The following is a 23,136-nucleotide window of genomic DNA, read 5'->3' on the forward strand; positions in this document are numbered from 1 at the left end:
TCTCAATCTAGATTGAGAGCTTTTTTTATGGATTATTAATTTATTTTTAAAATTTTAAATCAAATCCTATTCTGGCATTTCTTCCTCTTGTGCTAAATCCAAAAACTTCTTGGTAATCTTCATTAGTAATATTATTCATTGCTGCATATACGGTCAAATTATTCATCAATTTGTGACTAATATAAAAATCTAACAGCCCAAACTCTTTTAAAGTAACAGGAGTAAACGTAGCAAAATCAGTATCCGATCTTTCTGTATTATATTGATAACGTATTGAAGTATAAGTCTTTTTATTTAACTGATATCCAACACTTGCATTAACCATATGCTCAGGAATTCGAATATTATCATCTAATTTATCAATATTGGTATACGTATAATTAGCATTTACAGATAATTTATCCTCTACTGTTTTTGCTGATATTTCTACTTCTACCCCATCTACTTTAATATCATCAACAGAGTTAATATTTACAAAAGTAGTAGGATCAAAAGTGATAAAATTCTCTGATTCGCGATTAAAATAAACTACACTCACTCTGGCTTTATTCTCGTGCGATAATTCTACACCTCCTTCGATAGTAGTACTTTCTTCTGGTGATAAATCAGGATTACCACTCAAAAATGCAACATCATACAACTGAAACAAAGACGGGGTAATATAAGCTGTGCTATATGAAGACAATGCTTTAATATAATTATCACCAAATTTATACGTATATGAAGGGTTCACATTATATACCATCTCATTACCATAGACACTATGAATATTTAGTCTTGCACCCGCATTAACATTCAAACCAAACTCAGAAGTGTACACAACATTAACATAAGGATCAATAATATCAAATTCTGCTTCATTATCACTTATCGTTTCTTCTAAACCAGAACTCCCAAAAGGAATACTTAAAAGATTAAAATCACTATATGACCCATTTACCCCCACCACAGTATATAGAGTGTTATTAAAGTTATATTTATTATATGCATCAAAAGTAAATACATCGCTCTCATATTTTGATGGGAAACCAGATGCTGTAAGATCTCTTTCCAGTGTTGCTATACTGTTTGTAAATGTAAAACTACCATTAGGGTACTTGAATTCCCAGAAAGATCCTGCTCGTAGCTGTTGACTCTCGAATTGATTGTCACCATCTATTCCTGCAGCCGCATCAAAATCATTTTTATATTGATCTAAATTTCCAAAAAAATGAAACTTAAAATTATTATCCCACTTATACCCTAATTTTGCATATACATTAAATTTTGAAAACGCATCACTTTCTGCTCCTTCTGCTTCTGCAGCCGATAATCCATCTGTAAATTGATTACTCAAACTTGCCAAATAGTTGACCTTACCAACTGTTCCATTAACAGAAGCTAAATTCACAAAATCGTTGATATCATAATCCTGATCATCTTGAGATTGATTTGTACCGATACTTGATTGAAAATTTGCCGAAATCTTTTTCTTACTTTCTGTTTTTGTTATGATATTGATCACTGCAGCTGATGCACCAGAGCCATATAAAGTACTTGATGCTCCTTTAAGAATTTCTATTTCTTGTATTTGATTGACTGATAATAACCTTAAATCAAAATCTCCTGATATAGCCGAAGGATCACTAACTGTTATCCCATCAACTCTAATCACTACTTGACGATTTCGTCCTCCACGAACCGAAACTCCTCGTTCCTGACCTGCTGCGCTCCCATTACCATTAATTATTACTCCTGCAGCCCTGCTAAGTATTGTAGCCACAGATTGCCCTTGACTGCGTTCTAATTCTTCGGCAGTAATTTTGGTAATCACCTTACCAATTTGCTCTCTTTTTAAACCAAATTTAGAATCAGAAATAAAAACCTCTTCCAATTCGTTTACCTTTTCGTCTTCTTGAATTTCTTGTCCAATTGCAAAATAGGACCCCAGCAATAGAAATGCTGCTCCAAAAAACATTTTTTTGTTCATTACTTAAATACTTTATTTTTTTACAATAACCGGAAAAAAGTATGTAGTTTACCCATACCCAAACCTTTGTCCCGAAAGTTTGATTTATGCTGAATAAAGGCAGGTCTCCTGACTCACGTCTTGTTGTTTACCTTCCCGTTTGAACTGAACTCGTTTCAGTTTCTTTTAAATTGATTCAAAAGATGCCGAAACAAATTCGGCACAAGCAGTGGTTTATAAAGAATTAACAACAAGCATCCTTTTTTAAAGGACAAAGTTTACAGTTGCGGGAACAGCTCAGGAATTATTAACTCTAAAATCAGAATTAATGCACCTGATTCCCTTTTAATCTTCAACTCTTTGAATAGAGTATCAGAACCAGAATTCTGGGCGAAAGTATTATATTTTCTGGAATTTCGGATTACTTTAGCGAATAAATATGTATTCACCTACCTTTGCCTTCTTAAAAACCAATTTTAACAATGCTATATTACATTACAGGAGGAGAACGTTCTGGTAAAAGCAACTATGCCCAAAACCTGGCGTTACAGTTATCTCACAACCCGTATTACCTAGCTACATCTCGTATTTGGGATGACAATCATCGCCAACGTATAGATCGACATGTAGCAGATCGGGATGAACGTTGGATCTCCATTGAAGAAGAAAAAGAACTCTCTAAAGTAATTCAAAGTTCTAGTGTCGTGGTTATTGATTGCGTAACTTTATGGCTTACCAATTTTTTTGTGGATACAGAAAATAATATCGAATTATCACTAGCACAAGCAAAAGCAGAATTTGATAAGCTTTTAAAAATTGAAGCCACAATACTCATTATTTCTAACGAAATAGGAATGGGGGTTCATGCCACAACCGAAGTTGGCAGAAAATTCACAGAACTGCAAGGTTGGATGAATCAACATATCGCTAAACATGCAGATAAAGCCATATTAATGGTTTCGGGGATTCCCGTCGAAATTAAAGGTTCTAAATAACTTAAATATACTATGAATTTTGATATAAAACCTATCTTCAATAACAACCTTGAAGCAATACTGCAAAATAAAATTAATACCAAAACAAAACCCATTGGCGCATTAGGAATACTGGAAACAATAGCTTTACAAATAGGTATGATTCAAAATACAGATCAACCTAGTTTAAAAACCCCTACAATTGTTGTTTTTGCTGGGGATCATGGTATTGCTGAGAAAGGTGAAGTTAATCCATATCCACAAGAAGTTACTGCACAAATGGTTTATAATTTCTTAAACCAAGGTGCTGCCATTAATGTATTTTGTAAACAAAATAATATCGATCTTAAAATCGTAGATGCAGGAGTAAATCACGATTTTGGAGTTACTCCTGGATTAATTGATGCTAAAATTGATTTTGGAACCAAAAATTACCAAGACAAACCCGCTATGAACGCAGAACAATGCAGTCTGGCGATACAAAAAGGCGCTGATATTGTCATAGATACTCATGCTACTGGATGTAATAGTATTGGTTTTGGCGAAATGGGAATCGGAAATACATCTTCCGCTTCATTATTGATGTCATATTTCACAGAGATTCCAGTGACAGAATGTGTAGGTTCTGGAACAGGGTTGGACACTTCAGCTATTAAAATCAAACAACAAATTTTATCTAAAGTTTACCAAGAATATACACCTTCTTCTCCTCTTGAAGCATTAGCAGCTTTTGGGGGGTTCGAAATTGCTATGATTGTTGGTGCCATTTTAAAATCTGCAGAACTCAAAATGACAATAATGATCGATGGTTTTATAGTAACAGCTGCATTTCTTGCTGCTTATGATATACATCCCGAGGTTTTGGATTATTGCATATTTACACACACCTCGGGAGAACAGGGACATAAAAAAATGCTTGAATTCTTACAAAAAGAACCCATTCTTAATCTCGATATGCGATTAGGAGAAGGAACTGGAGCGGCGGTTGCTTATCCTATCATCAAATCGGCTGTAGCTTTTTTAAATAACATGGCTAGTTTTGAGAGTGCAGGGGTTTCTGGTAATGAATAACATATTTTCTATCAAAAACGATCCAAAAAAAACCTAACAGCAAAATGATCGAATTAATTTAGCGTAATGAAAAAAGGGATATTATCTGTTATTGTTGCTACGATGGGAATCTATTTTGTATACTGGTTTAATCGTGGTATTTGTGAAACTATTATTTTATCTTCAGATACAACAAATGTTTCAGAATTCTCATTACATACATTTGGTAATGTTTATAAAATTATGACCGTTAGTATTGGTTTATTGGGGCTTTATTTAGGCGTAATTTCAATGAAAAACAAAAAGAAGATTGCAATAACCGGTATTATCTTATCAATTATTGTTATCATTATTTCATTTCTTCCGCTTTGCGAATACTATCTTCGTTTTAAAACACCTGTTAATCCATAAACTCCAATCTCAGAATAAAAAAACAATAGCTATCATGAAAAAAGAAATCTATATTTTCTTCACAGCATTAATGTTTTTTACGCGTATTCCTTGTCCAAAATGGGTGAATCATGACCCTCAATATTTAAGACTTAGTTCAAAATACTTCCCTCTAATCGGTATTATTGTAGGTAGCATTGGTGCTTTGATTTATTATGGCGCTTCTTTTCTTTTCTCAACAGAAATTTCATTATTATTATCCATACTCGCTACTGTTTACGCTACAGGAGCATTTCATGAAGATGGATTTGCAGATGTTTGTGATGGTTTTGGCGGTGGATGGACCAAAGAAAAGATTCTTCTAATTATGAAAGATTCTCGACTGGGAACTTATGGTACTGTTGGATTATTATTAATTCTTGGAGTAAAATTTGCTGCCTTAAGAGAAACCAATACATTATATATCCCATTGATACTTATCTCGGGACATAGTCTAAGTCGGTTTATTGCTACAACCCTAATTTTCACTCATCCCTATGTACGAGACGCAGAAGACAGTAAAGCTAAACCTGCCGCAAAAAGCATGACCATTTCTATGCTAATAATAAGTAGTATTTTTGGAATTGCTCCATTGTTTTTTTTCAAAAACCCATGGATATTTCTTACATTGATCCCTATGTATGTCTCCAAAATATTTCTTGCATATAAGTTCAAAAAATGGATTGGAGGTCAAACAGGAGACTGCGCCGGTGCTGTACAACAACTAAGTGAAGTGGTATTTTATCTCACAATAATAGCTCTATGGAAATATATCTGGTAAGACATACAACTCCGAATATAGAAAAAGGTATATGTTATGGTCAAAGTGATATTGGTATTACAGATTCCTTTCCTTCTGAAGTAAAAAAAATACATCAAAAGATACCCATTTCTGAAGTTTCTAAAGTGTATAGTAGCCCTTTACAAAGGTGCAGGTTATTAGCAGAAACTTTTAAAAAAGAGATAACTATTGATAACCGATTAAAAGAATTAAACTTTGGAGATTGGGAATTAAAACTGTGGGATTCTATCCATAGTAAAGTATTAGATCCATGGATGAATGATTTTGTTAATGTTACTGTTCCCAATGGCGAATCTTATATCATGCTTCAAAAACGAGTAGTAGAATTCTTTAATTCTTTAGATACTACTTCTGATGCAAAAAATATTATTGTCTCGCATGCTGGTCCAATACGAGCATTATTAGCGTATTTACGAAACATTGAACTTAAAGATTCTTTTGATATTAAAATAGCATACGGAGAAGTGGTTGTGATATAGACTAGGTGTAATCTTTTGAAACAGTTTAAGACATTTCTCAATGAATTATGGTATAGATTATAAACATTCAATTAAAAGATATTTTAGGTTTATACTTATTCTGATTTAATTATTTTTACAAAAACGATCTTTATGCGTACTATTCTTATTCTGATATTGGTAGTTACCTTACAATCTTCTTGTAAAAAAGCACCTGATGAAACCAAGCCACTTACCGTTATGTATCTGGCGCCACAAACATTAGAATATGCTTCTGGATTTACTATTTTAAATAAGGAAAACTATAAAGAAATCAAGGTTACAACTCCTTGGCCAGATGCAGAAGAAGAGCTAACATATATTCTATATCCTAAAGGAACAGAAAAACCATTTAAAGCTGCAAATACTGTATTTGTAGAAGTCCCTATAGAAAGAGTTGTGGTTACTTCTACTACAGATGTACCGATGTTAGAATATCTTAATCTTGAGCAAAAATTAGTTGGATTTCCTCATACTGATTACATTTCTTCAGAAAAAACCCGTGCTTTGATAGATAATGGCACTATTAAAGAACTAGGCAAAGAATATAATCTAAACACTGAAGTTGTACTTGAGCTCTCTCCAGAATTAATCATAGGATTTTCGGCCACCGGAGATACAAAAGCATATGATCTGATTCAAAAAACCGGAATCCCTGTAGTCATGAATGGCTCCTGGATGGAGCAACATCCTTTAGGCAGAGCAGAATGGATAAAATTTGTAGCAGCATTCTTCGGAAAAGAAGCGGCTGCAGAAGAACGATTTCAAAAAATTAAAAAAGACTACAATAAAGCCGTAACTCTTGCTCAAGATGTAACACATGCACCTACTGTTATATCCGGTAGTATGTTTAAAGATGTATGGTATATTCCTGGCGGAAATAGTTATTTTGCAAAGATTTTAAAAGATGCTAACACAAATTATTTGTGGTCAGATATCAATAAATCAGGAAGTTTGACGTTAAGTTTTGAAAGTGTTTTGGATAAAGGTCAACATGCCGATTTATGGATACGATCAGGGAGTTCTAAATCACTATCAGAACTCAAAGGAAAGAATCATCAATATGCATTATTTGATGCATTTAAAAATAAAACCGTATATTCTTCAACATTAAAAATGGGTAGTAAAGGAGGATCTATTTACTATGAATTAGGACCAATGCGTCCGGATTTAATTTTAAAAGACATTATTCATATCGCACACCCTGAAGTATTAACCAATTACGAACCTTATTTTTTCGAAAAACTTAATTAATTGATTCCCAACAAATCATATAAGCGCGTTTTTATTGGTATTGTTTTACTCCTGATTGTTTGTTTTATTACTAACATCAGCCTGGGTTCTGTCTTTATTCCCTGGCTAGACACCTTAAGTAGTTTGGTTAACGGTCCGGTTGACAAGGAATCCTGGAGGCATATTATTGTTGATTATAGGTTGCCAAAAGCGATTACTGCAATTATTGTAGGTAGTGGATTAGGAGTTTCGGGCTTATTAATGCAAACTCTTTTTAGAAACCCGTTGGCTGGACCTTTTGTTCTTGGTATTAGTTCTGGAGCAACACTTGGAGTTGCTATTTTAATTTTGGGAAGTGCTTTGGCTGGAGGAACAACATTTATTTTCTTAACTTCAAAATGGGGATTAATTATTGCTTCCAGTTTAGGAAGTATACTCGTGTTATTTGCCGTTATGGTAGTCTCAGCAAGAGTTAGAGACACCATGGCTATTTTAATTATCGGACTTATGTTTGGTAGCATTACTTCTGCGATAGTAAGTGTACTTTCTTACTTTGCTCCTGCTGATCAATTACAACAATATGTTTTCTGGGAATTTGGTAGCCTCGGAAATCTTTCCTGGAATGATCTACTTATTTTTTCTGGGATATCAATCTTAGGAATGTTATTATCCATACTCGCCATAAAACCATTAAACACATTACTATTAGGTGAAAATTATGCGAGAAGTCTTGGTTTAAATATAAAAGCCAGTCGTTTTCTTATCATTGCAGCTACAGGTTTACTAGCCGGTAGCATCACTGCTTTTGCAGGGCCAATTGCATTCATTGGTTTAGCCGTACCGCACCTTACTCGTCAATTATTTCATACTTCAGATCACAAAACATTGATTCCGGCAGTAGTATTACTTGGGAGCATTATTATGCTGGTTTGTGATAGTATAGCTCAATTACCAACTAGTGAATACACTTTACCAATTAATGCTATCACTTCCTTAATAGGGGCACCTGTAGTGATCTGGCTATTGGTTCGAAAAAGAAAAATGCTGTTCTAAAACTATTCATATTTAGATACTAATAACATTAGTATAAAATGATACCTCAAAATCATATTTATTTGAAATAAAATAAGTATCCTATAAAGTTGTATTTTTATAAGAAAACATCTAATAATGAATGCATCAGAATACTTAGAAGGAATCCAAAAACAATTTAAGTATTATCAATCATTGGGCAAAAAGACGATAGCACAGTTACCAGAAGAAAAACTTTTTTGGCAATATAATGATGATAGTAATAGTATTGCAATTATTGTCAAACATCTATGGGGGAATATGAAATCTCGTTGGACAAATTTTTTAACAGAAGATGGCGAAAAAAAATGGAGGCAACGTGATGCTGAGTTTGTTAATGACATTAAAACAAAAGAAGAACTTTTAATCAAATGGCATGATGGATGGAAATGTCTTTTTGAAGCTTTGGAGAGTATTAATGACGATAATTTTGATCAACCCATTTATGTTCGAAATATAGAACACAGTATCACTGAAGCAATCAATCGTCAATTAGCGCATTATTCATATCATATCGGTCAAATTGTTTTTTTAGGAAAAATGATTACAGGACAACAATGGCAAAGTCTCTCTATTCCAAAAGGAAAATCTTCGGTATATAATGAAAAACGATTTGCTAATCCCAAGCATAAAGCACATTACACTGATAAGCTGATGGAGGACGATACAAATTAGAATTGGGAATTCATAAAAATAGTCAATAACTCCCATTGGTTTGTTAATAACTATGGTTTTCTGCATATCGAAATCCTTGTAGATTACGATTATATTTGCCAAAACCGTACATAATAAATCACACATGAAATTCATAGTATCTAGTTCATACTTACTTAAGCAACTGCAGGTATTAGGTGGTGTAATTAGTAATAGCAATACCTTACCGATCTTAGATAACTTCTTATTTGAATTAGACAATAATTCATTATTGGTTTCTGCATCTGATCTTGAGACCACAATGTCTGCAAAATTAGAAGTAGAATCTGCAGATCAGGGAACCATTGCTGTGCCTGCCAAATTATTATTGGAAACACTTAAAACTTTTCCTGAGCAACCATTAACTTTTGTTGTGGCAGATAATAACACTATAGAAATTAGTTCTAATCATGGTAAATATGCATTGGCTTATGCAGATGGTGAAGAATTCCCTAAAGCTGTAGAATTAGAAGATCCTAGTGCTACTAATATTTTGGGTGATGTACTCGCTACTGCGGTAAGCAAAACTATTTTTGCCACTGGTAATGATGATCTTAGACCTGTAATGAGTGGTGTGTTTTTTCAATTTTCGACAGAAGGGCTCACTTTTGTAGCCACAGATGCTCATAAATTAGTTAAATATACTCGTGAAGATATCAAAGCTTCTCAATCTGCTGAGTTTATTATGCCTAAAAAACCTTTAAATTTATTAAAAGGAATTTTGGCTGGTAGTGACACAGAAGTATTAATAGAATATAATGAGGCTAATGCAAAATTCACTTTTGATGAGACTCAATTAATTTGTAGATTAATCGATGGAAAATATCCAAACTATGAGGCTGTTATTCCAAAAGAAAACCCTAACAAATTAACAATTGCAAGAACGCAGTTCTTAAATTCAGTTCGTAGGGTATCTATTTTCTCTAATAAAACAACACATCAAATCCGTTTAAAAATTGCTGGAGCAGAGTTAAATGTATCTGCAGAAGATATAGATTACTCTAATAAAGCAGAAGAACGTTTAACATGTGACTATCAAGGAGACGATATGCAGATAGGATTCAATTCTCGTTTTCTTAGTGAAATGTTGAATAACCTTAATGCAGATGAAGTACAACTTGAAATGTCACTTCCTAACCGTGCAGGAATCCTTACTCCAATTGATGGATTAGATGAGGGAGAACATGTAACAATGTTAGTAATGCCTGTAATGCTAAATAACTAATACACTAGCTAAATAACCACTATATTTAGATCCAACCATATAATTGTGGTTGGATTTTTTTGTGTTTTAATTTAAATCGAACAATAAAGATCTATTACAACAATAGTCCAATAACAAGAAAAACCCTGTTAAGGTTATTTAAAATAAAAAGATAAAAATCAATCTTTTATATACATTTACCATAATCACAAACAACTATTCAACGTATTTGATTATGACTAAGTATCTAATACCCGCTGTTTTTCTATTTATGATCTCCTCCTCTATTGCACAGAGTATAACAGATCAGGAATTAAACAAATTATCTCTCTCTTATGCCAAAACATCATTTGATGAACTTGTGAACCTCTTAAGTTTACCCAATGATGCACATTTCCCTAAAGACATCCAAAAAAATCTTAAATGGTGTGAAAAAGCGTTTTCAGAGAGAGGATTCTCTACTCAACAACTCACAACAAAAAAAATCCCATTATTATTAGCTAGCAAAAACTATAAAAAAGCAAAGAAAACGGTTTTGGTTTATCTTCAGGTCGATGGACAACCAGTGGATACTACAAAATGGTTTCAGGATAATCCTTATAGAGCCACATTAAAAGAATTTAATGATCAAGATAAATCATGGAATACAATTTCATTAGATCAATTAAAAGGCACCATTAATCCTGATTGGAGAATTTTTGCTCGATCTACCTCTGATGCAAAAGGTCCTGTAGTTATGTTTCTAAAAGCGATGGATATTATAAATGACCTAAACTATAAGCCCAACTTCAATATTAAAGTGATTATGGATTTCGAAGAAGAAATCAGTTCTCCCAGATTACCTAAAGCTGTACTCGATTATAAAGATCAATTAGCTTCAGACATGCTTGTCATTTTTGATGGACCAATGCATATTTCTAACCAGCCCACATTAGCTTATGGTGCTAGAGGGATAACAACTCTATCTCTTGAGGTTTTTGGCCCAAGGGCACCTCAACACAGTGGGCATTATGGTAATTATGTTCCTAATCCTGCATTACGCCTTTCACAATTATTAGCTTCTATGATGCAAGATGATGGTCGGGTAGCTATACCGGAATGGTATGACGGAGTTGAAATTTCTGAAGAAACAAAAAAGATACTGAATCAAGTTCCGGATGATGAACAAACGATGAGAAAAAAATTAGGTATTGCCTCAATTGATAATATCGCAGAGACCTATCAGGAATCAATACAATATCCATCGTTAGGAATCCTAGGGATAAAATCTGGGTGGGTTGGCACAAAAAGAAGAACTATTATTCCTTCAAGTGCAATTGCCGAAATGAATATTAGATTAGTCAAAGAAACTAATGCTAAACATATGGTAGATTTGGTGAAAAATCATATTATAAATCAAGGGTATCATATTATAGATAGCGTCCCTACTGAAGAAGAACGTATGAAATACAAAAAAATCGTTTGTTTTAATCATCAAATAGCATATGATGCTTTTAGAACAGATTTTAATACTGAAATTGGGCAATGGCTTAGAAATGCTATAACAAGAGCTTTTGGTAAATCTCCCATACAAATACGAACTGGTGGTGGTTCCATTCCTATTTCACCATTTGTGAATACCCTAAACATTCCTGCGGTTATCGTTCCCACCGTAAATAAAGATAATAATCAACATAGTCCAAACGAGAATATTCGAGTTGGAAACTATATAGACGGTATCAAAACCATTACAGCAATATTAACTCAAAAGTTATAAAAATGATAACCATTCCCGCAAAAGATGGATATCAGCTTATGGGGCAATTATATACTCCTTCATCAAAAGTTACAAATAATAAAGTCTTAATTATAAATTCTGCAACAGCGGTCAGTAGAAAATTATATCATCACTATGCGACTTTTATGGCAGAGCATGGATACCATGTAATTACATATGATTATAGAGGTATTGCGGCGTCAAGACCAAAAAAACTGAGAGGGTTTAAGGCTACTTTCCTAGATTGGGGTGATAAAGATTTTGCGGGAGTCATAAATTACGTCAAAAAAGAATTTCCAAATCAAAAAATTCTTACTCTAGGGCATAGTATTGGAGGTACTATTATCGGTATGACAGAAAAAAACACTGAAATCAGTGGAGTAATAACTGTTGGAGCACAAACTGCATATTATAAAGATTGGCCAAAGAAGCAAAGAGCTAAGATTTATTTCTTATGGCATATTATACTTCCCTGGATTACCAATGTTGTTGGTTATTTTCCAGGTAAAAAACTTGGAATGCTCGAGGATGTTCCAAAGGGAGTGATACATCAGTGGCATAATAGAAGAAAGCATACCGATATAAAAAAACAACTAGAAAATAATGGTGTGAAATTATTTTATAATACCTATCAATCAAAATTGCTTACTTTAGGCATAGAAGATGATCCCATAGGAACAGAACAAGCAATAAAAAGAATACATAATCTATTTAAGTCAAATCAAAAAGAGATTGAAATTATACGTTTAGAAGAGATTTTAACCGATAAAATTGGTCATTTTGGATTTTTTAGACGAAAATTTAAGGAAACTCTTTGGGTAAAGACAGTAAAATGGTTTGATAACTTATAATATAAATATTAAAACAAATGGATAACACCTATTCGTCAATCGGACTAGGAACAGCTGCTATTGGCAGACCACAATATATTAATATAAGAAGAGAAGAAAATACGCCTATTACTTTAGAAGATTTTCGAAAAAAAAGTTGGCAAACCTTAGAATATGCATATCAACATGGAATTCGATATTTTGATACTGCTCCGGGATATGGATTAGCAGAAGAATTGCTTATAGATTGGGTCTCTTCAAAAAATGATTCGACTATTGAAATAGCAACGAAATGGGGATACACATATACCGCAAACTTTGATCCTAAAGCCACACAACATGAGATAAAGGAACATAGTATTTCTAAATTAAACGAACAGTGGCAACAGTCTAAAAAGATACTTCCTTATTTAAAAATGTATCAGATTCATTCTGCAACATTTGAATCTGGTGTTTTAGAAAATGAGGTTGTGTTAAAAAGATTAGCTCAACTAAAATCAAAACATAATCTGATGATTGGAGTTACCACTTCTGGTGCTAATCAACTAGAAGTTATACAAAAAGCACTTGAAGTTGAAGTTGAAGGAAATTCTTTATTTGATGCATTTCAGATCACTTATAATATTCTTGATCAGAGTTTATTGAGTATCATAAAAACAATACATACAAAAAATAAAAAAATCGTCATAAAAGAAGCATTGGCTAACGGACGTCTACTCCCGAATAACAGCTATCCAAATTATCAAAAATTGTACATTTTTTTACAAGAACTTGCAGATAAATATCAAGTTGGAATTGATGCCATAGCTTTACGGTTTTGCATTGATACTGTGGATCCTTACAAAGTACTTAGTGGGGCTTCAAATCAATCTCATGTCAATGATAATCTTAAAAGTACAACCTTTGTACTTGATTCAAAAGAAATAGAAGATCTACAGTCTTTCAAATCACAACCAATTCAATATTGGTCTGAGCGAAAAAAGTTATCATGGAATTAATTTTTTGTTTGACAACATATAAATTAGCTGACCTACATTAGATTTTCGACATATAACATGAAAAAATTATTAAGTTATTTACTTCCGTTTACCAAAGAAATTCCCTCTAAAATTAATGGTACTTTAGAGATCACTTTGATGAATGGAAAAAAGGTATTAGACAGTCAAAATGCTAATTATTCTTATGGTACATTGCAAAAATTACTTACTTATGGGCTATCACAAATAGATATTCCTGAGGATAGTCAAATTCTATTATTAGGTCTTGGGGGAGGAAGTATCATACACCCTTTGCAAGAAAAGTTCAATCATAAAGGAAAAATCACTGCGGTAGAAATTGACGAAGTCATCATAAAAATTGCAAAAAATGAATTTGATATTACTGGTAGCTCAACTCTTGAAATTATATGTGATGATGCACTCCACTATGTTAATCAATGTACCAAACAATTCGAAATCATAATCATTGATATTTTTATTGATAATCAGGTCCCTGAACCATTTTACGAAGAAGAATTTTGGAAAAAAACAATTGATTTAATACCCCCCAAAGGGAAAGTGGTGTTTAATGCTGGGATTAATCTGAAAGAAAATACTAAAATCAAACAACTAAAATCAAAATTCGAATCTCAAATTGAGTTCATTCAATATAACAATGTACAAGGAACAAATACATTACTTATAGGAGAAAAGAAGTGATTTTTAAACGTTAAAAAATCAGTATATTTTTCTATACTTCTAGCAAAACCATAATTTTAGATGCTAACTATGACAAAATAATGACCAAACAAAAGTTAAAAGATCGTCACAATACTATTAAACTCTATATTCATAGAACTCCTGTCCTTACATCGAGATTACTAAATGAAATTTCTGGAACAACACTATTTTTTAAATGTGAAAATTTTCAGAGAATGGGAGCTTTTAAAATGCGTGGAGCTGCCAGTGCTATTTCAAAATTGTCAGAAGCACAAAAGTCCAAAGGTGTTGTCACGCATTCTTCCGGTAATTTTGCCCAGGCATTATCTTTAGCCGCATTGAGCTTAGGAGTAAAAGCATATATCGTGATGCCATCTAACGCTCCTCAAGTAAAAAAAGATGCCGTAAAAGGGTATAAAGGTGAGATTATTGAGTGCCCTCCCACTCTAGAAGATAGAGAACAAGCTGCTGACTTAATTCAAAAAGAAAAAGGAGCCACTTTTATACATCCTTCTGATAATCTGGACGTAATACTTGGACAAGGAACCGCCGCATTAGAGTTATTAGAAGATCACTCTGATCTCGAATATATCCTAACTCCTGTTGGAGGTGGCGGACTTATTGCCGGAACAGCATTAGCAGCTCATTTTTATGGTAATAACTGTAAAGTTATTGGTGGTGAACCTTTTGAAGTTGATGATGCTTACCGTTCTTTACAAAGTGGCAAAATTGAAACTAATGATACCATAAATACAATTGCAGACGGATTAAAAACACAATTAGGAGATATTAATTTTCCTATAATCCAAAAACACGTTTCAGAAATCATTAGAGTTGAAGAACAAGAAATTATTAACGCAATGCGATTGATTTGGGAACGAATGAAAATTATAATAGAACCTTCTTGTGCAGTTCCTTTTGCTGCTTTGCTTAGAGAAAAAGAAAAGTTCAAACATAAAAAGATAGGGATTATTCTCTCTGGTGGAAATGTAGATTTGGGAAATCTACCATTCTAAAGAATTGTGAAATAAAACATCTCCAATTATGACAAGGCATTCAAAAATAATATTTTTTATTATTCTCTGAATTTATCGTAACAACCATATTATTCTTGTTGTAAAACAGCATATACCTACTCCTCTTTTTTTTATTTTTTGTATATCTTAGGTATGAAATAACTTAAAACCTTAAACACTACCCTTTTTGGTTAGCTGTTGACACTAATTTCATGAAAAACAAACTACTCTTATTCATACTTTTTCTTACCATTATTTCATGTAGCAATGACAAAAAAGAAAAAGAGCCAGCCAATACATCTACTACAATAGAAATACCTAAAGAGTATATTACTTCTGATTTTAGAAAAAACGGAATATATTCAAATTTAAATCTTACAACAGAAGCTCAGTGGGATAGTGTTAATCAATTAAAACATCATTCTAAGCCAGTACCCAGACATCGTCTTCGTAAAGAATATAAAACCTTTGGATGGCATTTATACTCTAGTGGTTCTGCTTATAAAAGTTACAATTTCTCTTTATTATGGGGTATTTCATATTTTTCTTATCAAGTTAATCCCGAAACAGGAAGTTATAAAAGTATACATCAATGGAAAACCACAGCACTTATAGATAGTGCAAAAGTTCATCAATGTAAAGTGTTTCTTTCTGTTTCAAATTTTGGATCAAAAAACAATTCTAAATTTTTATCTAATCCAAAAGCTCAGGAGACTCTTATAGATAGTTTAACATCTTTACTAAAATTAAGAGATGCAGATGGAATAAATATAGATTTTGAAGGAGTACCCAAAAAAAACAAGCAAGCTTTTAGTAATTTTTTAATTAATCTATCTACCAAATTACACACTTCGAATCCTAAATATTCTATTTCTTTAGCATTATATGCCGTTGACCGAAACAGGATTTTTGATATCAAGACGATAAACCCTTATATTGATATATATACATTGATGGGATATGATTATTATGGAAGTTTTAGTGATCAGGCCGGTCCAATATCTCCATTAAACAGCAGTAAACAATGGGGCAAGAACAGCGTGTCACGCTCAATAAACTATTACCTGAATGAAGGTGTGCATCCTAATAATTTAATTGTTGGGCTTCCCTATTATGGAGGAGAATGGCAAACCAAAACTGTATCAATTCCCAGCAAGACAGATCATTTTATTAAACACTATTCCTATACCAGAATTAAAGAAATATTAAAATCTAATCGATTAGAGATAGCGTATGATACCATAAGCTCTAGTGCGTATTCCGTTTTTAAAAGTAAAGAAGATAAACCAAAACAAATATGGTTTGAAGATAGTTTATCACTATCTCATAAATATGATTGGATCAAGAGTAAAAAGCTATCCGGAATTGGAATATGGGCTTTGGGGTATGATCATGGAAATACTGAGTTATGGGAGTTATTAGCTAATAAATTTGGAGAAAAAAAAGAATAGTCTACCTAGAATCATAGCCTCCAAAAATAATATTTCTAACATAAATTTCCTTTTCTAAACCACATTATCAAATTTTTAACACTTCCTCCTATCTCCCTTAAGATCAAGCCTTAAGCTATTTTAATCCTAACTAATTAGTTAAACTACTAATAAATTAGTTGTAAAACTAATAGATTAGTACTATGTTTGTTGTATAAAATTGATTCCATGCAAAAATTAGCCAAAAGAGAGGAGCAGATTATGCAAAGTCTGTGGAAATTAGAAAAAGCTTTTATAAAAGAGATTATAGAAGAATTATCTGATCCTAAACCACATTATAATACTACTGCTACCATTGTAAAAATTCTTGAAGAAAAAGGTTTTATAAGTCATACGGCTTATGGAAACAGCTTTCAATATTATCCATTAGTATCCAAAGACGAATATCAAAAAGAAGTATTAGGTGAAGTAGTTAATAACTATTTTGATAATTCGCCATTAGCTTTGGTCAAGTTCTTTGCTAAAGAGGAGAAAATAAATACAGACGAATTAGAAGAGATCATTCAACTGATAAAAAACAAAAAATAATGAACTATATCATTCATAGCTCGGCATTAATCGGATTATCCTATCTCATATATAGGTTTTTCTTGTCCAAAGAGACATTTTATCATCTTAATAGATGGGTTTTATTATCCTTGATTATACTTTCATTTACATTACCTTTTATAACTGTACCAGAACACCTGTCTTTTAAAAGTGCTTCGTTTGATGAGGTAGTTACTACACCACCACATTCTGTTGTTCCTAATTATGAAACTTTAGAAAAAGAACATGTAATCTCCAAAAAAGCAGCCCATCTTAGTGCTAGTGAGAGTACAACAAATAAAGCAGCTTTTAATACGTCCTTAGATTGGCAATCCATTGTACTCTATATTTATATATTAGGGATATTGGTATTTGGAATCCATTTTATAATACAATTAGGGGTATTACTATATAGAATGATCAAATACCCTACAGTAGAGGTTGATGATTACAAAATCATTGAAACCGATAAAAAACACGCCCCTTATTCTTTCTGGAATCGAATATTTATGAATCCCAGTCAGTACAATCCTGACACATATTTACAAATTTTGAAACACGAGCAAGTCCATATTAAAGGGAAGCATAGTTTGGATATGTTATTAGTCGAACTATTAGTAATGCTACAATGGTTTAATCCCTTTGCATGGTTATACCGAAAAGCAATCGATAATAACCTAGAATATCTAACTGATAACAACATGCTTAATATAGGTGAAGACAGAGAAGTATATCAAATGAACCTTCTAAAAGTCTCCACTCCAAATATGCCAACTGGTTTGGCAACAAGTTACAATCAATCATTTCTCAAAAAACGAATACTCATGATGAATTCTAAAAAATCAACAACAAAATCAGGCTGGAAATACCTAATCATTATTCCATTGCTGGCAATTACTGTATTTTCTTTTAATCCCATACAACCTAAAGAAACTATAATCAGTGACACCAAACCTGAAATCGATCTTAACATTCAAAATCAGATCCAAACCAAAATTCAAATTCAAACAAAGAATGACTTTACTAAAGGCGTGTGGGATGCAGAAGTAGGGGGAGGAAAATTATGTATCATGTTTAGGAGTGCTGAGCCTTTAAAACGAAGTTTTTGGTCCACTACCCGATGCTACGAACCGTCCTTCTTTGCTAATTTCCCAAAGGGTGACAAACAAAAATTAGTGATAACAAGAGAAGCAGGAACATTAACTTTTATTGGTGAATTTGAAAATGGCCTTGGAGATGGAAGGTATACTTTTGTTCCAGACATGACTTTTAATAAGGCATTAAAACAATATGGTTTACAAGCCGATGAAAGTGATATGGTACATTGTTTTTTTACAGATTTTGATACTACATATTTAACATATCTAAAAAAGGAAAAATTAGACATCAGCCAAGATGACTTTGAAGATATTATCCATAAATCTCTTCCTTTAGATAAATTAAAAATGTATCGAAAAGAATTAGAGAAACTAGGATACCAATCCTATACCATGGAAGAAATCAGTAAACTCAATCTTTTTAATGTTGATATACCCTATATTAATTTTATCAATAAAGTGGCAGGAAATAAAACTTCACTAAAACAAATTACAAAAGCCAAAATTCACAATCTATCACCTGAGTTTATTAATTCTTATCAGAAAAAAGGTATTAATTCTTTATCACTAAGTGAGTATATGAAATTAAGTATTCATAGGGTTACTCCAGAATTTATAGATTCATTTAAAGAAGCGGGATATTCGCAGGTTTCAGTAAGAGAGGCCCAAAATCTTAAAATTCATAACGTAACTCCAAAATATATCCAAAAGTATAAAAATGCAGGGTACAAAAATATCACTTTGAAAGAAGCTCAAAATTTAAAAATACATAATGTTACCCCAGAACTTATAGACAGCTATAAAAAACTAGGATACCCCAATATTACGCTACAAGAAGCAAAGAAACTCAAAATTCATAATGTAACCCCCGAACTTATAAAAGCATACAAAAAATCTGGGCAACCTAACATTTCTTTACAAGAAGTCGTAAAGTTAAAAATTCATAATGTAACACCTGCACAAGCAAAAGTTGCTAGTAATTATTCTAAATCGAAAAATAAAGATAAAGATAAGAAATCTAGTTCTACAAATAGTATGGGATATGGGTCTTCGGATCAGCAAGATCCGAACGACTTCATGAAAGGTTTTATTGCTTTGGGATATAAAAATATATCTATAGATGATATGATTTCTTTAAAAATACACAATGTAACACCAGAATTCATAAAACGTTATCATGATGCTGGATATACAGATATTCCTTTGGAAGATGTAGTCGCTTTAAAAATTCATAATGTGACACCAGAGTTTATAAATTCATTTAAAAAAGCTGGATACAAGAATATTTCTATAGATGATGCCAAAGCATTAAAAATTCATAATATTAGTCCTGAACTTGCTTCTGAATATGAGAAAATAGGATATAAAAATATTCCACTAGATGAGTTAAAATCACTTAAGATTCATAATGTCACGCCAGAGTATATTCAGGAATTCAAAAAGACTGAATTTGGAAACCTGCCATTGGATGAGATTGTATCTTTTAAAATTCACAATGTTACTCCAGAGTTTGTACAATCATTTAGAGATATCGGATTCTCTAATATTTCTGCAGATCAGGCCAAGGGTCTCAAAATCCATAATGTTACTCCAGAATTCGTGCAATCATTAAAAGAAAAGGACAAAAATATTTCATTGGAACAAGCTACCAGAATCAAAATTTATTTTTAAAAATAAATTAACAAACATTCATCAATCAAACCACCTGTATAGCAGGTACTCTCAATCATTACAAAGGCTGCTGATGTAAAATTAGTAGCCTTTTTAAATAAATAAACTATGAAAATAATACCATACACTTATCTACTATTTCTATTCATTAGTTGTAACTCAAACAATAACATCAAAAAAGATACAGAGGAAACCAAAACCAACATCTCTCAACATTCTAAAGAAATAAAAGATAAAACAGAGATAAACCACAAAATTGACAATTATATCAATCAAACAAGTAAAGTTCATGGTATACCAGGAGTTGCATTAGCAGTAATTCAGAATGGGAAAATTATTCATAAAGAATACTATGGAAAAGCAAATATAGAGCATGATCTTCCTGTTGAAAAAAACACAATGTTTCGCGTATATTCTACCACTAAACTCCTTACAGCAACTGGGGTTTTTCAATTAATAGAAAAAGGTAAAATTTCTCTAGAAGATTCAATATCTAAATATATTGATAACTTACCACAGTCATGGCAAGTTGTCAAAATAAAAAACCTTTTGACTCATTCTTCTGGATTGCCAAACTTAATTCAATATGAAAATGAATTATCTGATTCAGAAATGTTTACCAAATTGTACGAAGAAAAGATTGAATTCCCTGTTGACACTAAGTTTAGTTATAATCAAACAAATTATTGGTTGCTTTCACTTATCATAGAGAAAATAACAACCCAAAAATTTGATGAATATATTTTAAAAAACCAGTTTTTTTCTTCAAAATCTGGAGTTTTGTTCTCTTCTAATTCTTTGGAGGTAATCCCTAATAGAATTTCGAAATATAATTTTGACATAGATAAAGGTAAATATATAACTACTACTTACAACAATGACCCCAGAGGGCATAGTGGTAATGGATTGAATATTACATTAGAAGAGCTTATAACATGGAATCAAAACTTTGATAACGGACAGTTTTTAAAAGCAGAGACAAACGCTCTGATGTGGAATGAATTTAATTTTAAAAACGAAAAAGATAAATTTTTACATGGATGGGGAATATATCCAATCAATGGTAAATCATCTATTGGCTTTACGGGTGGCGGAGTAAGTGGTTTTAGAAAATTTAAAGAGGATAATATTACTATCATTCTATTGACTAATGGGTATAAATTTTTTCCTGTTCATAATAGAATAATCAATCATATTGCTGGTATCGTAGACAACGATCTAATTGATAATGAATCATTACAAAAAGAACAAATAACTACTAACTTTCTTATGTTGAGTATTAAGGAAGCAATAGATCACTACAAACTAATTAAAAAAGCTAATCCAAATATGGATTTTGAAAACACTTTGAATTCTATAGGTTATACTATTGCAAAAATTAGGATAAATGATGCCATAGCTATATTTAATTTAAACGTAAAAGAAAATCCAGACTCATGGAATACCTATGATAGTCTAGGAGAAGGTTATGAGATTTATGGAGATATCAAAAATGCTATTGTTTTTTATCAAAAATCTGTAGACTTAAATCCTAAAAATATGCATGGGATCGAAAAAATAAAAACTCTCAAAAAAGAATTACTAGAACAATAATTAAAAAACAAAGGCTGCTAATTCCCATTTTTAGCAGCCTTTTATTAACACCAATAATTAAAATATTTAAAAAGAGAGTATTAATTTAAACTCTTGGTAAATCTCCATCACCTTTAAGTGGTAAATTAGAACTTCCCATCAAATAACTATCAATATGATGAGCAGCTTGTCTGCCCTCTGCAATTGCCCAAACAATTAATGACTGTCCTCTACGTGTATCTCCTGCCGCAAAAACTCCTTTTACATTTGTAGCGTAGTTGTCTTCTGTAGCTTTAATATTAGTTCTTGTATCCATATCAATCCCTAATTGCTCTGCAATAGTAGGTTCTGACCCTGTAAATCCAAGGGCTAATAATGCTAATTCACATTTCCACTCCTTCTCAGTACCTAAAACTTCTTTGAGTGTAAATCGACCATTTTCTTTCACCCACTCTACTTCTGTCGTAATTAAACCTTTTAAATTTCCGTTTTCATCTCCTAAAAACTCTTTAGTAGAAATACTCCAATTACGTTCTACACCTTCTTGGTGAGAAGAACTCGTACGTAATCGCATAGGCCAAAATGGCCAAGGCTGATTTGCAGGACGCTCAGTAGTCCCTTTACCCATAATCTCAAAATTGGTTACAGAAGTCGCCCCGTGCCGTACAGAAGTACCGATACAATCTGATCCGGTATCTCCTCCACCTATTACAATAACATCTTTTCCTGTAGCCAATATTTCCTCTCCTAAATCTTTTATCCCATCAACTCTTCTATTGTTTTGCGGTAAAAAATCCATGGCTTGCACTACACCATTTAAATCAGCTCCTTTTACGGGTAAATTACGACGAACCGTTGCTCCTGTGCATAAAACTACAGCATCAAAATCTTCTTTTAGCTGATCAGCTTTGATATCCTTTCCAATATGAATATTGGTTTTAAATATTATTCCTTCTTCTTCCAGAACAGTAACGCGACGATCTATTACATTTTTTTCCATTTTAAAATCAGGAATCCCATAACGCAATAATCCACCTACTTTTTCATCCCTTTCAAAAACGGTCACTAAATGCCCTGCTCGATTTAATTGTTGTGCAGTTGCCAATCCTGCGGGGCCAGAACCAATTACAGCCACTGTTTTTCCAGTACGCTCTTTTGGCGGATTTGCTTTCACCCATCCGTTTTCAAAAGCTTGTTCTACAATATTTTTCTCTATATTCTCGATAGTAACAGGATCTTCATTGATCCCTAATACACAAGCTTCTTCACAAGGTGCAGGACACAATCTACCTGTAAACTCAGGAAAATTATTTGTAGCATGTAAAATACTTGCTGCTTTTTCCCATTTACCACGATATACTGCGTCATTAAAATCAGGAATCAAATTCCCTAAAGGGCATCCACTATGACAGAACGGAATTCCACAATCCATACAACGCGCACCTTGATCTTTAAGTTTTTTCTCTGGCATTGCCACAGTAAACTCTTTATAATCTTTTATACGATCTTTAACAGGTTCGTACTGTTCTATTTCTCTTTCAAATTCTAAAAATCCAGTTATCTTTCCCATGTTCAATA

Annotated in this window: 20 protein-coding genes and 1 riboswitch; of the genes, 18 read left to right on the plus strand and 2 right to left on the minus strand. The window is 32.5% G+C overall.

What is annotated here, in order from left to right; translation table 11 throughout:
* Positions 1–46: 46 nt before the first annotated feature.
* The gene (locus tag PQF96_RS00090; RefSeq protein ID WP_271764639.1) at positions 47–1,969 is read right to left on the minus strand and encodes a TonB-dependent receptor plug domain-containing protein; all 1,923 of its coding nucleotides are present in this window, start codon (positions 1,967–1,969) and stop codon (positions 47–49) included.
* Between the two features lie 81 nt (positions 1,970–2,050).
* A riboswitch (cobalamin riboswitch) is annotated at positions 2,051–2,346 on the minus strand.
* 84 nt (positions 2,347–2,430) lie between these two features.
* On the opposite strand from PQF96_RS00090, the gene PQF96_RS00095 reads away from it, so the two are divergent.
* The 18 genes from PQF96_RS00095 to PQF96_RS00180 all read left to right on the plus strand — a co-directional run bounded on the left by PQF96_RS00095 (position 2,431) and on the right by PQF96_RS00180 (position 21,579).
* Positions 2,431–2,943 carry a bifunctional adenosylcobinamide kinase/adenosylcobinamide-phosphate guanylyltransferase gene (locus PQF96_RS00095; protein ID WP_271764641.1) on the plus strand — a complete coding sequence of 171 codons (513 nt, stop codon included), beginning with the start codon at positions 2,431–2,433 and terminating at the stop codon, positions 2,941–2,943.
* 12 nt (positions 2,944–2,955) lie between these two features.
* On the plus strand, positions 2,956–3,993 hold the full coding sequence (gene cobT / locus PQF96_RS00100) for a nicotinate-nucleotide--dimethylbenzimidazole phosphoribosyltransferase (protein ID WP_271764643.1): 1,038 nt from the start codon (positions 2,956–2,958) through the stop codon (positions 3,991–3,993).
* 66 nt (positions 3,994–4,059) lie between these two features.
* Complete coding sequence (locus tag PQF96_RS00105; RefSeq protein WP_109438568.1) at positions 4,060–4,383, plus strand: hypothetical protein; 324 nt, start codon at positions 4,060–4,062, stop codon at positions 4,381–4,383.
* Between the two features lie 34 nt (positions 4,384–4,417).
* Positions 4,418–5,182: an adenosylcobinamide-GDP ribazoletransferase gene (locus PQF96_RS00110; RefSeq protein WP_271764645.1), complete on the plus strand. Its 765-nt coding sequence runs from the start codon at positions 4,418–4,420 to the stop codon at positions 5,180–5,182.
* Complete coding sequence (gene cobC, locus PQF96_RS00115; protein WP_271764647.1) at positions 5,164–5,682, plus strand: alpha-ribazole phosphatase; 519 nt, start codon at positions 5,164–5,166, stop codon at positions 5,680–5,682. Before PQF96_RS00110 ends, cobC begins: the two co-directional genes overlap by 19 nt.
* A gap of 132 nt (positions 5,683–5,814) precedes the next feature.
* Positions 5,815–6,954 carry an ABC transporter substrate-binding protein gene (locus PQF96_RS00120; RefSeq protein WP_109438565.1) on the plus strand — a complete coding sequence of 380 codons (1,140 nt, stop codon included), beginning with the start codon at positions 5,815–5,817 and terminating at the stop codon, positions 6,952–6,954.
* Positions 6,955–7,986 carry a FecCD family ABC transporter permease gene (locus PQF96_RS00125; RefSeq protein WP_109438564.1) on the plus strand — a complete coding sequence of 344 codons (1,032 nt, stop codon included), beginning with the start codon at positions 6,955–6,957 and terminating at the stop codon, positions 7,984–7,986.
* Positions 7,987–8,103: 117 nt separating this feature from the next.
* Positions 8,104–8,679 carry a DUF1572 family protein gene (locus PQF96_RS00130; protein WP_271764650.1) on the plus strand — a complete coding sequence of 192 codons (576 nt, stop codon included), beginning with the start codon at positions 8,104–8,106 and terminating at the stop codon, positions 8,677–8,679.
* Between the two features lie 124 nt (positions 8,680–8,803).
* On the plus strand, positions 8,804–9,922 hold the full coding sequence (gene dnaN, locus PQF96_RS00135) for a DNA polymerase III subunit beta (protein WP_109438562.1): 1,119 nt from the start codon (positions 8,804–8,806) through the stop codon (positions 9,920–9,922).
* Positions 9,923–10,136: 214 nt separating this feature from the next.
* On the plus strand, positions 10,137–11,657 hold the full coding sequence (locus PQF96_RS00140; RefSeq protein WP_271764652.1) for a M20/M25/M40 family metallo-hydrolase: 1,521 nt from the start codon (positions 10,137–10,139) through the stop codon (positions 11,655–11,657).
* 2 nt (positions 11,658–11,659) lie between these two features.
* Complete coding sequence (locus tag PQF96_RS00145; protein WP_143917023.1) at positions 11,660–12,508, plus strand: alpha/beta hydrolase family protein; 849 nt, start codon at positions 11,660–11,662, stop codon at positions 12,506–12,508.
* A gap of 17 nt (positions 12,509–12,525) precedes the next feature.
* Positions 12,526–13,485, plus strand: coding sequence for an aldo/keto reductase (locus tag PQF96_RS00150; protein WP_271764654.1), 960 nt, complete (start codon positions 12,526–12,528; stop codon positions 13,483–13,485).
* A gap of 57 nt (positions 13,486–13,542) precedes the next feature.
* Positions 13,543–14,184 (plus strand): fused MFS/spermidine synthase, encoded by a 642-nt coding sequence (locus PQF96_RS00155; protein ID WP_271764656.1) that lies wholly within the window; start codon positions 13,543–13,545, stop codon positions 14,182–14,184.
* 80 nt (positions 14,185–14,264) lie between these two features.
* Positions 14,265–15,200, plus strand: coding sequence for a threonine ammonia-lyase (locus PQF96_RS00160; RefSeq protein ID WP_271764658.1), 936 nt, complete (start codon positions 14,265–14,267; stop codon positions 15,198–15,200).
* A gap of 212 nt (positions 15,201–15,412) precedes the next feature.
* On the plus strand, positions 15,413–16,651 hold the full coding sequence (locus tag PQF96_RS00165; RefSeq protein ID WP_271764661.1) for a glycosyl hydrolase family 18 protein: 1,239 nt from the start codon (positions 15,413–15,415) through the stop codon (positions 16,649–16,651).
* Between the two features lie 207 nt (positions 16,652–16,858).
* On the plus strand, positions 16,859–17,218 hold the full coding sequence (locus tag PQF96_RS00170) for a BlaI/MecI/CopY family transcriptional regulator (protein WP_109438555.1): 360 nt from the start codon (positions 16,859–16,861) through the stop codon (positions 17,216–17,218).
* A complete protein-coding gene (locus PQF96_RS00175; RefSeq protein ID WP_271764663.1) occupies positions 17,218–19,986 on the plus strand; it encodes a M56 family metallopeptidase in 2,769 nt (922 codons plus the stop codon). The genes PQF96_RS00170 and PQF96_RS00175 overlap by 1 nt, the downstream gene beginning before the upstream one ends.
* A 108-nt stretch (positions 19,987–20,094) precedes the next feature.
* Positions 20,095–21,579: a serine hydrolase domain-containing protein gene (locus PQF96_RS00180; RefSeq protein ID WP_271764664.1), complete on the plus strand. Its 1,485-nt coding sequence runs from the start codon at positions 20,095–20,097 to the stop codon at positions 21,577–21,579.
* An 85-nt stretch (positions 21,580–21,664) separates the two neighbouring features.
* Here the strand turns inward: PQF96_RS00180 and PQF96_RS00185 are convergent, their stop codons facing one another.
* Complete coding sequence (locus PQF96_RS00185) at positions 21,665–23,128, minus strand: glutamate synthase subunit beta (RefSeq protein ID WP_109438552.1); 1,464 nt, start codon at positions 23,126–23,128, stop codon at positions 21,665–21,667.
* Positions 23,129–23,136 lie beyond the last annotated feature (8 nt).

The sequence above is a fragment of the Aquimarina algiphila genome, assembly GCF_947494415.1.
GTDB classification, from domain to species: domain Bacteria; phylum Bacteroidota; class Bacteroidia; order Flavobacteriales; family Flavobacteriaceae; genus Aquimarina; species Aquimarina algiphila.